At 41.9% G+C, this 15,102-nt stretch carries 12 protein-coding genes and 2 pseudogenes; 3 read left to right on the top strand and 11 right to left on the bottom strand.

The window, feature by feature from the left end; all coding sequences use genetic code 11:
- Positions 1-632: 632 nt before the first annotated feature.
- Positions 633-1,193, top strand: a complete 561-nt coding sequence (locus ACQY3F_RS06835; RefSeq protein WP_428354147.1) for an ECF-type sigma factor — start codon at positions 633-635, stop codon at positions 1,191-1,193.
- A 426-nt stretch (positions 1,194-1,619) separates the two neighbouring features.
- Here ACQY3F_RS06835 and ACQY3F_RS06830 read toward each other — a convergent pair whose 3' ends face one another.
- A complete protein-coding gene (locus tag ACQY3F_RS06830) occupies positions 1,620-2,450 on the bottom strand; it encodes a hypothetical protein (protein WP_428354146.1) in 831 nt (276 codons plus the stop codon).
- 57 nt (positions 2,451-2,507) lie between these two features.
- Positions 2,508-3,703, bottom strand: a protein-coding gene (locus ACQY3F_RS06825; RefSeq protein ID WP_428352995.1) for an ISAzo13 family transposase whose coding sequence is annotated in 2 segments (ribosomal slippage) — positions 2,508-2,896 and positions 2,896-3,703 — 1,197 coding nt in all. Because the reading frame shifts where the segments join, the coding sequence is not laid out codon by codon here.
- Between the two features lie 75 nt (positions 3,704-3,778).
- Here ACQY3F_RS06825 and ACQY3F_RS06820 point away from each other — a divergent pair.
- Together ACQY3F_RS06820 and ACQY3F_RS06815 are read left to right on the top strand one after the other, a co-directional pair.
- Positions 3,779-4,780 (top strand): acetate/propionate family kinase, encoded by a 1,002-nt coding sequence (locus ACQY3F_RS06820; protein ID WP_428354145.1) that lies wholly within the window; start codon positions 3,779-3,781, stop codon positions 4,778-4,780.
- A gap of 307 nt (positions 4,781-5,087) precedes the next feature.
- On the top strand, positions 5,088-5,708 hold the full coding sequence (locus ACQY3F_RS06815) for a hypothetical protein (protein ID WP_428354144.1): 621 nt from the start codon (positions 5,088-5,090) through the stop codon (positions 5,706-5,708).
- Positions 5,709-6,187: 479 nt separating this feature from the next.
- Here the strand turns inward: ACQY3F_RS06815 and ACQY3F_RS06810 are convergent, their stop codons facing one another.
- The 9 genes and pseudogenes from ACQY3F_RS06810 to pabB all read right to left on the bottom strand — a co-directional run bounded on the left by ACQY3F_RS06810 (position 6,188) and on the right by pabB (position 15,097).
- Positions 6,188-7,264, bottom strand: coding sequence for an IS91 family transposase (locus ACQY3F_RS06810; protein ID WP_428352924.1), 1,077 nt, complete (start codon positions 7,262-7,264; stop codon positions 6,188-6,190).
- Positions 7,261-8,168: pseudogene (locus ACQY3F_RS06805) on the bottom strand (tyrosine-type recombinase/integrase). Before ACQY3F_RS06805 ends, ACQY3F_RS06810 begins: the two are co-directional and overlap by 4 nt.
- 457 nt (positions 8,169-8,625) lie before the next feature.
- A complete protein-coding gene (locus ACQY3F_RS06800; protein ID WP_428352924.1) occupies positions 8,626-9,702 on the bottom strand; it encodes an IS91 family transposase in 1,077 nt (358 codons plus the stop codon).
- Positions 9,699-10,606: pseudogene (locus tag ACQY3F_RS06795) on the bottom strand (tyrosine-type recombinase/integrase). The gene ACQY3F_RS06800 and the pseudogene ACQY3F_RS06795 overlap by 4 nt, the downstream one beginning before the upstream one ends.
- A 73-nt stretch (positions 10,607-10,679) precedes the next feature.
- Complete coding sequence (locus ACQY3F_RS06790) at positions 10,680-11,600, bottom strand: hypothetical protein (RefSeq protein WP_428354143.1); 921 nt, start codon at positions 11,598-11,600, stop codon at positions 10,680-10,682.
- Positions 11,601-11,603: 3 nt separating this feature from the next.
- Positions 11,604-12,416, bottom strand: a complete 813-nt coding sequence (truA, locus tag ACQY3F_RS06785; protein WP_428354142.1) for a tRNA pseudouridine(38-40) synthase TruA — start codon at positions 12,414-12,416, stop codon at positions 11,604-11,606.
- 14 nt (positions 12,417-12,430) lie between these two features.
- Positions 12,431-13,147, bottom strand: coding sequence for a DUF2959 domain-containing protein (locus ACQY3F_RS06780; protein ID WP_428354141.1), 717 nt, complete (start codon positions 13,145-13,147; stop codon positions 12,431-12,433).
- Positions 13,140-13,721, bottom strand: coding sequence for a uridylate kinase (locus ACQY3F_RS06775; RefSeq protein WP_428354140.1), 582 nt, complete (start codon positions 13,719-13,721; stop codon positions 13,140-13,142). The genes ACQY3F_RS06780 and ACQY3F_RS06775 overlap by 8 nt, the downstream gene beginning before the upstream one ends.
- On the bottom strand, positions 13,721-15,097 hold the full coding sequence (gene pabB / locus ACQY3F_RS06770) for an aminodeoxychorismate synthase component I (RefSeq protein ID WP_428354139.1): 1,377 nt from the start codon (positions 15,095-15,097) through the stop codon (positions 13,721-13,723). Before pabB ends, ACQY3F_RS06775 begins: the two co-directional genes overlap by 1 nt.
- Positions 15,098-15,102: the final 5 nt, after the last annotated feature.

The following is a 15,102-nucleotide window of genomic DNA, read 5'->3' as shown; positions in this document are numbered from 1 at the left end:
TCTAAACCTCTTGTAGCGCGTTATGGAGCATGCAGGAACGACAAAGAATTACCTGATTACGTACAACTCTCAGCCATAGTAGAATAAAGCTTGAAACATCAGTATGTTAAAAACCTCGTCATTCCCGAAGTCTGTTATCGGGAATCTATGCTTATCCGACTAGATTCCTGCTTAAGCTTGTGCCCACGCTTGACTGGGTAGCATGTAGGAACGACAAAGAATTTCGTTCGTGGCACCTATTCCCCGCATTACATAACAACAAGTGAGCTATACCGATATACCATTAATATATAATGATTCTATCGATAGTTGTATAAGTTCTTGCGCTATAATTGGGGAGTAGGCTTTAGCCTACATAAAGCAGTAGCAATGCAGGCTAAAGCCTACATAAAGCAGTAGCAATGCAGGCTAAAGCCAGCGCCCCAGCTATTGAACTTTATACTGCGAATACTTTTGCAACTACTAATAGCTGAAGCTTAAAGCTAATCAGCAATATTTTTAATAAGCTTAAACCTATTTAGCTTCTACACAGCTATGATAAAATGCAAAGTATTGATTACCCTGATTTAACTACATTAATAACTGTTCTCTACTAAGTATGAGCTTTTATTCTTCAAACCAACGCAACTGCAATGACTTCCGATAGCCCCATTACGCAATTATTATTAGATTGGCGCAAGGGTGATCAGCAGGCTCTGGATCAGCTCACGCCGATAATTTACCAATCCTTGCGCCGCTTGAGCATCCGTCATCTTAGCGGTGAAAATTGCCCGACGATTCAACCTACCGAATTATTACATGAAGCGTACATGGAACTGGTTGATGTCGATATAGACTGGCAGGATCGTGCTCATTTTTTTGCTGTGGCATCGAGAATGATGCGGCGCATGCTAATCAACCGGGCTAAACATAGGCAACGCTTAAAACGCGGCGGTGATCAACAGCGCATTGAAGTAGATCTGGACCAGCTGGCTCCGATCGAGACTGAAGTGCAAATCCTGGAACTCAATGATGCTTTACTGAGACTTGCAAAGATTGACCAGCGTAAAAGTGATGTGCTGGAATTTCATTTTTTTGGCGGCCTTAATTACCATGAGATTGCTACCGCGCTGTCGATTTCCGAAGCGACTGTAGACCGTGATTTACGCTTTGCCAAAGCCTGGGTGCATAGCGAGATGCGCCCGGCAGCTTAGGCAGAATAAGTTTCGGTTACACATTTAAGATGAGATAGAATTTCACCATGAAGAACATGAAGGAAAAGGTGACCTGATTACCAACAACTCTCAGACCCGCCACCTACGGAAAAATAAATTCAGGCTACGCATTTATGACGAGATAGATTTTCACCATGAAGAACATGAAGATAATGAAGGAAAGGATGACCTGATTACCCACAACTCTCAGCTATGCTTCGTCATTCCTGCATGCTTCTAGCAGGAATCTCATAGGATAAGCAAAGATTCCCGATAAAAGACTTCGGGAATGACGAACTTTTTAACAAACTGGTGTTTCAAGTTGTATTTACTGATGGCTGAGAGTAATACGTAATCAGGTAAGATTAAACTCACATGTTCTGAATGATAATAAATCATTATCTCCTGAACCTAAATTCCCCAAGCTTAATACTGGATACTAGTCGGAATCTGATCCAGGCTCGCTACCTGAGTATTCATGGCTTTTAATTCCTTATCAAGATCATGCAAGGCTTGCAGAAAATCCTGTTGCGCTTGTTTTAATTCTGGCTCACTAAATTCATAATCTACATCCTGTAATAAAGTGACATTATGAGGTTCATAGAACAGCAAGTCAGTAAACCAGGCACTGAGTAAATCCCAGCGAGTTACCAGCTGTTCATACCAGCCTTCTGCTATTTTGCCTTTACCTGGCGGTGGCACACGCAGACGAAACGGATTGCCATGAGACTGTTTATTATGGATGCAAATATGATCTGTACCATGTGCAAGACTAAGATCCCATAAAATCATCGTTAGCACCTTAGACAGTAATTCCAGGTCTAGCTTTTGCTGATCAACCAGCAGATCTTTACGATTGGGAAAGCCAGGAATCCATTCACTAATGCATTCTGCCCAGAGCCCTATCATTTCCCGGTCTTTATTCTTACGTTCTACATCATCATCCGTTACAAGTTGCTGTAACACGACATCGACAAATTGCATAAATACATCATAGTAACGTTGTAGATATACACCGAATACGGAATCCGGAATTTTAGGTTGTAATGGAAATGTGTACACAGGGTACCCAGCGGGTTTGCCCTCTCTGCCGATATAGCCATCGGCGAGCAATTCGCGTATAAATTTTCCAGGCGCACAAAACGGTGAATAAAACACGCGTTTGTCACGGTTAATCAGTGAACCAGCGTTTTCCAGTACGGCCTTATTAACCGGTAAAGTCAGACGCAGGTGGGGAAATAATAATTTAAATAGCAAGTGGTCTTTGGGCAGTATACTGCGGGTGATTGCATTAAGGGAGATGGAAAGAAATAATCATCCAGAACAACCAGGAGAAATGGTCAAAAACCATTTCTCCAACGATGGCATTCGGTCAACAAACTGATAATACGTCTTCATTGCTTTTTTACCTACCTTTACTCCTGTTTCATATATTTTTTCTGTTAATTTAACAATAGGTGCTTTGCCATTGTAGGTCATACTTTTGGCAAATTTTAAAGTTGTTTCAACTGTATCCATTATGTCGCCACTAATATGATTTTCATAGGCTCCCCATACTCGTTCAATTGGGTTATATTTACTATGATAAGGAGGGTAGTAGGCCAGTTTTATCTTTATGTTGCTTTTTTCAGCAAACTCCACAAGCCTTTTTATAAACTGAGTTCTGGAGCTACTGTTCTCCATACCATTGTCAGCGTGTGTGTCAGAATATCTACTCCATATTTTTCTTGAATTTCTGGCCAAATTTCTTCCAATCGGTCAACGATGAAATCACTGCTGGCATAGCCTGCTGTAAAGAAAAGGAAAAAATCATCATGTTCAGGCAGATAAAAACCAAAAGGAGTTAACTTTTCCTTAACATCTAAATCATGATCCTCTGCTTTTGTTAAAACCCGATTTCGTCCTCCCCGTGAAAAATTTCCTATATTCATTCTTGCTTTGGCATCAATTGATATACGAATCTCTTTTGGGTTGATATCTGCCATTCCATTGACTGAATGAACTTGTTCAAAAATTGCATCCGTTTCCTTGATTTTCTTATGAGGCTTTGTTTTTTGTACCTTTTTTGGATGGTAACTCAGGTCATTTAATTTTGTATTGATAGTTTTTGAGCAAGGTAATGTTTTTTCATCGTAATAATCAATCTCCAGTAAACGTTTTCTAACTTCTTTAGCCGTTAGCCGGGTATATAATCGACAGGAATTAAAAGAGGGATCCGTTTGACACTCCGGTTCAGCAATTTTTTTTATGTCATCAAGTAGATGAGGAAAATGCTCTTCACTTTTATTACGCCCTCTCGCTGAAAAATTATCTTCTATGGGCTGAGTTTCAAGTTCATATTGTCCTTTTCGGATAGTGCCTCTATTCCATCCTAGTTTTTCTTCAGCAATACTTGCACCACCTGAGCCTAGTAGCTCCACCGTTTCAGCCATGAATATACGACGTACCGAGCCTTTTAAACGATGGGCTGTATTTATAATCCAACCTATAATGCTATCTGTTAATATCAACAAGCTTATCTGCCTAGTGTGAGAATAAATTCAGAATTCATTATTATAAATTATTGAGACACAAGCTTACTTCGTTTGGATGATTATTTCTTTCCATCTCCCTTATCAGAGAGTGCGTTCCTGAAAACACTCTCTGATTTACTCTGCATAGGACACCGGGTAGTTCACGGCGGTGAAAAATTCTGTCAGCCTACTCTAATAGACACGGCAGTTTTAGCAGAAATTAAAAAAATGATTCCGCTCGCGCCTTTACATAATCCAGCAAATATCACCGGAATAGAAGAAGCAATGGCGTACGCAGTAGGCGTGCCACAAGTCGCCGTCTTTGATACTGCATTTCATCAAACACTGCCCGCACACGCGTACCAATATGCCGTGCCTCAGCAATGGTATACCGAGCATAGAGTACGGCGTTACGGCTTTCATGGTACCTCGCATTTTTATGTGGCAAAACAGGCGGCTCACTATCTTGAACAGTCTTTAGATAGCTTGAATTTGATTACCCTTCACCTGGGGAATGGAGCAAGCATGACAGCGATTTCTGCGGGAAAAAGTATCGATACCACGATGGGCATGACCCCCCTGGAAGGCGTGATGATGGGGACACGTAGTGGCGATTTAGATCCTGCGATCGTGTTTTATCTAAACCGGCAGGGATTATCAAATATAGATATTGAGGCCGCGCTGAATAAGCAAAGCGGATTAAAAGGCGTGTGTGGAGAAAATGATATGCGCACTGTACACCAGATGGCTGAATCCGGAGATCAACTAGCTCAACTGGCTTTAGCAATGTACAGCTATCGTATTAAAAAATATATAGGTGCGTATACCGCAGTTTTAGGCAAAGTGGATGCCTTAGTCTTTACCGGCGGTATTGGTGAGCATGATGCGTGGTTAAGAAAGCAATGTTGTTCCGAATTAAGCGTATTAGGAATTGAGATTGATGCTGAAAAAAACCGATTTGTACAAGGTGATTTAAGTGAAATTAATCAGTCTGGATCATTAGTCAAAGTGTTAGTTATTGCAACTAATGAAGAGTTGGAGATAGCGCAGCAGGCAGAATGCTGTGTGCAGTAAGTGAAGGTAATATCAAAAATACAAGACTACTTGAAAGCTTGTAGTTGACATGAAAATTAGAAAGAATTATTTTGGATGTTAATAACCATGATTTAGCGGATAATATTGAATATCAGGGGAACTGATAGGATAAATTGGATAGCAGGCAAATGCTCCAGATTTTCAGATCAATGTCTAGGGTAAACAGGGTTAAAGATCAGGATATTAATATCTTGGTATTGTGCCTGATTTGTCGGTGAACTGAGAATATCAGGGCGAATGTGTTTGTTAATAATATAGTTAAGTCTCTTAAATGGAGTAAAAAATATTGATAGATGAATCAAACCCAGCAGGAAGGCTTCATAAAATTTTATCTGGAGCAAAAAACCAACCTGACAATAAAAAAGTTAGTGAGGTCTGGTCATTAGCTCTTAACATGGAAAACAATGATATTGACCTTACTAAAGGTGTCGTTGAGTTATATAAGCTATCTCAAGAAATTCAATCCCTTATTAAAATGAATAATGGACTGAATCACCAGCTATATTTATCTTCATTTGTTCGTATTGATAAAGCATTTTTCCCTCTTAATTTGGCTAGCAACTGGAGTAGCGTTAAACCCCACTTAACAGAAGAGGCTTTAACTAGGTTACAGTTTTGTGCAGAAGAACTCTCTAGCTTTTACTCAGAGGAAACAATTTCAGAAGATGACTTAAAAGACATCATTGATAAAACCGATGAACTTTTCAATTCACTTTATCAATGTTCATTGCCAGATACTCTCAGGTTAACTCTGTTAGAAGAGGTTGAGAGAATAAGAAATGCAATAAACATGTATAAAATTAAAGGGGCAAAAGGATTAAAAGAAGCATTACAAGGAACTATTGGTGCTGTTGTAGCAAATCAAGATGAATTAAAAATTCTACAGAAACAAATGATGATGTTATAAAGCGTCTTGGTGAGCTCATAGACAAGATGGATTCATTTGCATCTCGTGCATTAAAAATTAAAAAAGCCTTAAGTACACCAATTAAGTATATTCTGGAAAAGTTATCTGAACCTGAGAAAATTCCAGATGACGAAAACGACGACGAGACTTAACGAATAAGGTTAGATTGTGATCGCGAAGCGAGCCACAATCTGAACCGTTTGTTGGACAAGCCCGGCACGATAGTAGGAATTCATTTAATGCGCTCTATGAAAATAGCTTTTTGTTGATCAGCCCGACTGATGAATCGAACCTCTGTTTTTACCTGTTTAACTGAACTTTGAGCGTTGTCCATTGCAGTCAACTCTCAAAGTCCAAGTATCGGAGCAAAATTCTGCCTTAATCTCCGATTTTAGCCCAAGCAACTCCCTCAGCATTTAATCCGCTGATAGCCTGGGTCGAAGTGTTTAAATTTACATAAGCGCTAGTGATTCCAATTGTTAAGTTGGCAAAGGCTGAAACATTATTTCCACCCTGGGTATTTGCCGACGCCCAACAACCATCGCCCCGCCACAACATTTGCAACTGAATGCCGGCCGTACTTTGAGTGCACGCAATATCTTCGTCGGGTCAAACTTTAGCAGGGAGTGAATCAACTTAATAACACCCTTGCTATTCGGATGTAAAAAGCCATAATTGCGCGCACGACGAAAGCCTTTAGGCAAAACATGTTGCAGCACCAGCCACAGAAATTTAGCCCCCGATACCGTTTTGGTTTGATAGCGTTTGGTTTTGCTGTCTTGATAACGGTAGGTTACTTTGCCATTTTGGCAGGATAAGATATCCTGTTCACGAATCACACCACGATACAGGTATCGACCCAGATATATCAATGCTTTATCGCCTGCACCGACAAACTTACAATCGACCACCCATTTTTCCGGAATAGCTGTGGGAAATGGCAACTTTTCTTCGTTCATACGCGCTAGCATCTTTGCACGAAATACTTTTGCTAGTGCTTTATGATGAAACAGGTATTTGCCTTCCTTAGTGCGCCAGAGCTTCTTGATTTTATCCACGATTGCCGCAGGCATAATGACATGAATATGCGGATGATAATTTAATTCGCGTGAGTGTGTATGTAAGACAGCAATCGCCCCGGCATCGCCTTGCAACTGCTTATCATTTTTACTAAAACTCTGTAAAGTCGCCCAGGCACAGTCAAACATCATACTGTAAAGTAACCGCGGATGCTGCCTGGCTAACGACCTTAACTGCGCAGGTAAGGTAAAGGTATTCATAAAATAATCAGCAGGGACTTGTTTTTGTACCTGTCGTTCAATCCATTGTTGACTCTCATGATGTTGACAATGCGGGCAGTTACGCTGGCCACAGGAATGAGGCACAAAGGTTTGATAGTCACAGTCTGCACAGTTAACCTGCATCACAGGACTCAGCTGTGTCCGACAGCTCTTCATGGCATGTAATGCACTGATCTGATTGGAGCGTAAACGAGATTGATACTCGCTTAAAAAGTCAGACTGAAATTGATCAATCACTGCAGCTAGGGTTATCATGAAATCTGCCCCCAGTGAATAGAAAAGTCATTGACTAACTGATTAATGTGCAGCTCTGCATTCTCATCGGTAATATCGGTCAAATGCGTATAGCGAGCCGTGGTTACTAAACTGGTATGGCCCAGAATCTTCTGCAACTCAACTAAATCAACCCCGGCTTCTAACAGGTGAGTGGCGTAACTGTGGCGCAGCGAGTGGCAGGAAATCTTTTTTTTAGTCCCATTTCTTGCGTCACAAGACGGATTGTCTTCTGGATGCCACCGCGATCAAGGGGGGATTCAGCAAGATGTGCACCTTTTAGACCCCGGGCACGGTTGGGAAATACCAGCACTGGATTTTTATGCACAGCCCAAAACTTACGCAACACCTTCAAGGTATTCACAGGCAAAGGCACAAGCCGATCCTTATTGCCTTTGGCATTGCGAATATGTACCCGCATGCGTGTCGCATCAATATCACCTACTTTCAGGCTTAAGCCCTCGCCCAAACGTAAACCTAGACTGTAAATCGTAAAATAAAAAACTCGATAGCTTAGATTACGGGTCGACATAAACAGTTGTTGTGCTTCAACCACAGTGACAATATCGGGTATACGCGTACATCGTGGTGGTTTAATCATTAGCACATCAACCCACGGCTTTTGTAGCACATGTGTATAGAAAAACTTGAGACCATAGAGATCTAGTTTCACGGCACTCCAGGAAAGGCGGCTTAAAAGAGCATGAAAATAATCCACCAGTTGATCTTGCGTTAAGTTATCCAGATGCCCCTGAAAGTGTTCCCCGATACGGCGAATAGCGCGTGAATAAGCGTCAATGGTTTTGGGTTGCAGTCCCTTAAGCTTTAAATGCTTACAGTGCTGGATATAATAATGGTTGAATTTAAGCTCTATCGATGGTGTCATAACAGTGTAACCTCATTATTGTTAGTTGGATGAGCTTACAAGTTACCTGTTATGCATATAACAGGCAATGAGGTTACACTTTAAATTTAAGGGATGCGCTGTTTTTCTCCGCGATAGCGGCTTCGTCCAACGAATAAGGTTAGATTGTGATCGCGAAGCGAGCCACAATCTGAACCGTTTGTTGGACAAGCCCGGCACGATAGTAGGAATTCATTTAATGCGCTCTATGAAAATAGCTTTTTGTTGATCAGCCCGACTGATGAATCGAACCTCTGTTTTTACCTGTTTAACTGAACTTTGAGCGTTGTCCATTGCAGTCAACTCTCAAAGTCCAAGTATCGGAGCAAAATTCTGCCTTAATCTCCGATTTTAGCCCAAGCAACTCCCTCAGCATTTAATCCGCTGATAGCCTGGGTCGAAGTGTTTAAATTTACATAAGCGCTAGTGATTCCAATTGTTAAGTTGGCAAAGGCTGAAACATTATTTCCACCCTGGGTATTTGCCGACGCCCAACAACCATCGCCCCGCCACAACATTTGCAACTGAATGCCGGCCGTACTTTGAGTGCACGCAATATCTTCGTCGGGTCAAACTTTAGCAGGGAGTGAATCAACTTAATAACACCCTTGCTATTCGGATGTAAAAAGCCATAATTGCGCGCACGACGAAAGCCTTTAGGCAAAACATGTTGCAGCACCAGCCACAGAAATTTAGCCCCCGATACCGTTTTGGTTTGATAGCGTTTGGTTTTGCTGTCTTGATAACGGTAGGTTACTTTGCCATTTTGGCAGGATAAGATATCCTGTTCACGAATCACACCACGATACAGGTATCGACCCAGATATATCAATGCTTTATCGCCTGCACCGACAAACTTACAATCGACCACCCATTTTTCCGGAATAGCTGTGGGAAATGGCAACTTTTCTTCGTTCATACGCGCTAGCATCTTTGCACGAAATACTTTTGCTAGTGCTTTATGATGAAACAGGTATTTGCCTTCCTTAGTGCGCCAGAGCTTCTTGATTTTATCCACGATTGCCGCAGGCATAATGACATGAATATGCGGATGATAATTTAATTCGCGTGAGTGTGTATGTAAGACAGCAATCGCCCCGGCATCGCCTTGCAACTGCTTATCATTTTTACTAAAACTCTGTAAAGTCGCCCAGGCACAGTCAAACATCATACTGTAAAGTAACCGCGGATGCTGCCTGGCTAACGACCTTAACTGCGCAGGTAAGGTAAAGGTATTCATAAAATAATCAGCAGGGACTTGTTTTTGTACCTGTCGTTCAATCCATTGTTGACTCTCATGATGTTGACAATGCGGGCAGTTACGCTGGCCACAGGAATGAGGCACAAAGGTTTGATAGTCACAGTCTGCACAGTTAACCTGCATCACAGGACTCAGCTGTGTCCGACAGCTCTTCATGGCATGTAATGCACTGATCTGATTGGAGCGTAAACGAGATTGATACTCGCTTAAAAAGTCAGACTGAAATTGATCAATCACTGCAGCTAGGGTTATCATGAAATCTGCCCCCAGTGAATAGAAAAGTCATTGACTAACTGATTAATGTGCAGCTCTGCATTCTCATCGGTAATATCGGTCAAATGCGTATAGCGAGCCGTGGTTACTAAACTGGTATGGCCCAGAATCTTCTGCAACTCAACTAAATCAACCCCGGCTTCTAACAGGTGAGTGGCGTAACTGTGGCGCAGCGAGTGGCAGGAAATCTTTTTTTTAGTCCCATTTCTTGCGTCACAAGACGGATTGTCTTCTGGATGCCACCGCGATCAAGGGGGGATTCAGCAAGATGTGCACCTTTTAGACCCCGGGCACGGTTGGGAAATACCAGCACTGGATTTTTATGCACAGCCCAAAACTTACGCAACACCTTCAAGGTATTCACAGGCAAAGGCACAAGCCGATCCTTATTGCCTTTGGCATTGCGAATATGTACCCGCATGCGTGTCGCATCAATATCACCTACTTTCAGGCTTAAGCCCTCGCCCAAACGTAAACCTAGACTGTAAATCGTAAAATAAAAAACTCGATAGCTTAGATTACGGGTCGACATAAACAGTTGTTGTGCTTCAACCACAGTGACAATATCGGGTATACGCGTACATCGTGGTGGTTTAATCATTAGCACATCAACCCACGGCTTTTGTAGCACATGTGTATAGAAAAACTTGAGACCATAGAGATCTAGTTTCACGGCACTCCAGGAAAGGCGGCTTAAAAGAGCATGAAAATAATCCACCAGTTGATCTTGCGTTAAGTTATCCAGATGCCCCTGAAAGTGTTCCCCGATACGGCGAATAGCGCGTGAATAAGCGTCAATGGTTTTGGGTTGCAGTCCCTTAAGCTTTAAATGCTTACAGTGCTGGATATAATAATGGTTGAATTTAAGCTCTATCGATGGTGTCATAACAGTGTAACCTCATTATTGTTAGTTGGATGAGCTTACAAGTTACCTGTTATGCATATAACAGGCAATGAGGTTACACTTTAAATTTAAGGGATGCGCTGTTTTTCTCCGCGATAGCGGCTTCGTCCAACAAAGGCAATTGATTGGACATTAAATAAAACGGAGTTCTTTTTTTCTGGAAATCAGTAATAAATGCAGCCTCTGTGGATGTGGGCTCTCCTTCCTGGGCTTTACTCACTCGACTAGCCATACTTTTCATACCATCCATAACGATACGACTACCCAGGCTATGAGAGATAATGGCAAAATCTTCATCTGGAAGGTGCTCAACCGCTGTCTGACCTACAGTACAAAGTTCCTGACTTTCATTCGGTAAAGCATCCCAATCACGCCCCATCATCCAGCAAAATGCCGTTCTAAATGAAGCCAGAATGACATCCTGGCTGTGCTTACCAAGATAAATCATCGGGTCAGGACTGGTATCATTGGAGAATACCTTCAACATCTGGTTAACTTCGGCGCGACGAAATGAATACTCACCCGAAGTATCATATGCAAGCTTTTCTTTTTGCGGATTGGTAATAGATGACCAGGTCAATTCATAAAATAACATTTCTTCGTCTTGCTCTTGATCCAGTAATCGTCTTACTCTAAGCACGCCTAAATCCTGGTCAGGATATTCCTTATTAACTAATTTAATTTCCTTATAATGGCTACTCATTTCATCAAGACCTAATTCAGCCGCTAATTTTTCCTGAAATTGAGTACTGTAACCGGGTATATGTGTCCCAACCCCATGCACCATTAACACTTTTAAGAGATTATTAGAACCATCATAGTTTCCTTGCATACCGCCAAAACTTTTGCCATCAACTCGACATTCGCGTAGATCCTTTTCCTTTTGTTTGTTTAAAAAAGCCGTAGTCACACCTTCACCAAAACTTGCACAGCCGGAAATTATCAGGCTTATTGACAATAATAGTAATTTTTTCATAGTTTAAGTCTCATGCTGAAATCGCTGCGCGTTGGCAGGTAGTTTATTAAAAATTTCGTGTTTTGCCAGGCCGTACTTTTCAGGGTAAAAAACACCGCCTAAATATAATCCATGTGGAGACGCCGTCACGCCGCCTATCTGTCTATTTTTACTAGCTAATAATTCCTCTGCCCAACGCACAGGTTTATCACCCGTACCGATAGACATTAAGACGCCGGCAATATTACGTACCATATGGTGTAAAAAGGCATTGGCTGAAATATCCATAATCACCTGTTCATTCTGTCGATAGACCTCAACAAAGTACATCTTACGCATAGGGCTAACGGACTGACACTTAAGGGCTCTATAAGAAGTAAAATCGTGGCTACCCACTAAATTTTGTGCTGCCTGGTGCATACGCACTGCATCCAGATGCTGATGACACCAGGTGACTCTATCCCGTTGCAGAGCTGATCGGGTAGGTCGGTTCAATATAATATAACGGTAAAATCTTGCTATCGCGCTGTAACGTGCATGAAAATCACCTACCGCTTCTTGCACCCAGATCACACGTACATCATCAGGTAAATTAGCATTTATCCCTAACAACCAGGAATGATGACTGCGTTCTGCCTGGGTATCAAAGTGTACCACCTGTTCTAGGGCATGTACGCCAGTATCGGTACGGCCAGTACAAATAACGGTTACGCTGTGATTGGCAACGTTAGACGCTGCTTTTTGCACAGCATCCTGCACGGTGCGCAAGCCCCCTTCCTGCCACTGCCAGCCAAAAAAAGCACTGCCATCATACTCTATCCCTAATACGATACGCACCGGTTAGCTCATTGTTATTTAGCTGCGGGCAAAACTGGGAGATTTTTCTGCTCAACCAATACATGCACATAATGATTAGCTTCCGCTATAGACCTTTCCATGGCCTGTATCAACTGCGAAATATCAAAGCAAATTTCTGAAAATTCCTGCTGCAAGGCTGCAATTGCGTTAGCATTTAAATTATGCTTTAAAAACAGTACCTGATCGCGAAAAGCACCTAAAACCGGTTGAATTTTTTGCTCGGCTTTCAACATTGCTTTAATCAAGCGTAAATAATGTTGTCTGGATAATTTTAACTGCTGTCTACTCTGCGCCCTTAAAGAACGATTGGTATATTCTTTTAATTCGGCTTCCCACTCTTTAAATAATGCGTCACTGACTTCTTCGATAGCCTGAATTTTATTGCGCACGATTTCCGAACGCATATTACAAAAATCAAATTGCTGTTTTAATAAGCTATATTTATCTTCCAGACTGCCTGAATTAACGTTGACCACCGACTTAAATCGCTCCAGTGCATCTAAAAACTGTACTTTTGTTTGCTGTAAACTTTCACTGGCTTCTTCCACTCTCACGACAACAAGATCACGTTTATGCTGGCCTAAGGATTCTTTCGTTCGGTAATAAACATGCTGGAAATTATAAGTCACAAAGCGTGACAGTAATTTGACTGTACGCTGAGTTAAGCCTCTAATGGAAAATAATGAGCGAGATTGAGTATATTTAGGCATGCTTATTTAAGCGGGCGGCAAGAGTAGATAGTTGGTGATAAGAAATACAATCTATCGTCAATGAGTGATTTTGTACGAATTTTGTAAAGGCATTATCAATTATACCTAAAGCAGATAAATCTTGTAGCGAACTCGTATTTGAAAAATTAGTAGATTTAACCAGTATTAACTGATCGATTGCTAATTCTACGGCTAACCAAGCTGCCAGCGTGTCAGATGTTACATCCCAGCTTGCCGGTATGCCTGCCGCATCTAATTCACTCGCCAATGGCGACCAGACAACCACCTGTTGCGGCATACATGAGCGTACCTTTTCAATATGATTGACAATAACTAACTCAGCACATATGCCCTGATATAACAGTGCCACTTGCTGCATCGCCAGGATGGCCATGTAATGAGCTGTCCGGTCATTATATTGCCATTGCTGTTGGGTTAAGCGTACCTGATCGGCAAACACACCGCCACCTGGAACAATAACCAGCTGGCCATTTCCTTGCTGGATCGCGAGTTGCAGAAACTGACTAAGCGCAGCATGCGACAATAGACTGCCGCCTAATTTTAAGACGATCATTAAGCTTGCATCTGCTGTAGCAGATGTAATATGACGGCCGCTTTATCAAAGCTTTCTTGATATTCGGCTGCTATTTCTGAATCATTCACAATTCCACCGCCAGCCCAGAAACGTATCGTGTTATCTGAGTGCACTAAAGTACGAATGGTAATATTACTATCCATATTGCCGTCAAAGCCGATATAAGCGACCGAGCCACAATAGATTCCCCGCCGATTAGGTTCCAGTTCCTCAATAATTTCCATGGCACGAATTTTAGGTGCTCCAGTGATAGACCCACCTGGGAAACAACTGCGTAATAAGTCTAGTGCATGGCTATCTGCTGCAAGCTGTCCAGATATTGTGCTCACTAAATGATGTACCGTGGCATAGCTTTCCACGTCAAATAATTTAGGTACTTTAACCGAACCTGGTAGGCAGTTTTTGCTAATATCATTGCGTAATAAATCTACAATCATGACATTTTCTGCACGGTCCTTAGCACTGTTTTGTAATTCATCAATTTGCTGTTGATTAGCGAGTACACTTTGTTTTCTTGGCCGCGTGCCTTTAATAGGTTTAGTTTCTACTCTACCAGCAGATACCTTTAAAAACCGTTCTGGTGAGGAACTGAGTAATTGCACACCTGGGACATTTAAATACGCGCTGAAGGGAGCGGAGTTAACTAGACGTAATTGACAATACGCTGCCCAGGAATCACCCTGGCAATTAGCAACGAAGCGCTGTGCCAGATTGACTTGATAACAATCGCCTTCTTTTAAATAATGCTTAATTTTAGTAAAGGCCTGTCGATAAGTTTCCTTAGTCATATTCGACTGAATTTCGCCAGTCACTTTAAAACTCTCTATGGCTTGTGCTTCAGGATATACACTAAATTGCTTTATCAAACCCTGCCAATGCTCAGCACTATCGGCGCTACCGACTAAATAACTTTGTTTTTTCTGATGATCAACGACGACCGCCCACTGATAGATGCCAACCGCCATATCCGGGGTATGTTCTGCATCTTCGGCAATTTCTGGTAATGTTTCCAGTTTGCGCCCTAGGTCATAGGCAAAGTAACCTATGGCGCCACCATTAAAGGGTATTCCCGCAATGGCTTCCTGCCGTGGCAGGTTTTGTTTAACCAGGGTAAAAGGATCTAGCTCTGAAATACTCTCCTTACCCGCATTACAAATCAGAGTTTGCTTACCTCGAGTAACTAAAGTGCAACTAGGCTGTGCCGCAAAAATATCATATCGTCCCTGACGTTTTTCTGCGGAACCACTATCTAAAAATACTGCCCATTCCTGATCAACAATACTTGAAAATAATCGAGTACTTTCTGATAAATAGGGTAATTCGTAGAGCTGAGGACTAGTACTGGGCGTAGACATTAATT

Source organism: Methyloprofundus sp., from assembly GCF_965251085.1.
GTDB lineage: Bacteria > Pseudomonadota > Gammaproteobacteria > Methylococcales > Methylomonadaceae > Methyloprofundus.
Note: the sequence above shows the minus strand (reverse complement) of the source record. Positions and strands in the feature narration are given on the sequence as shown.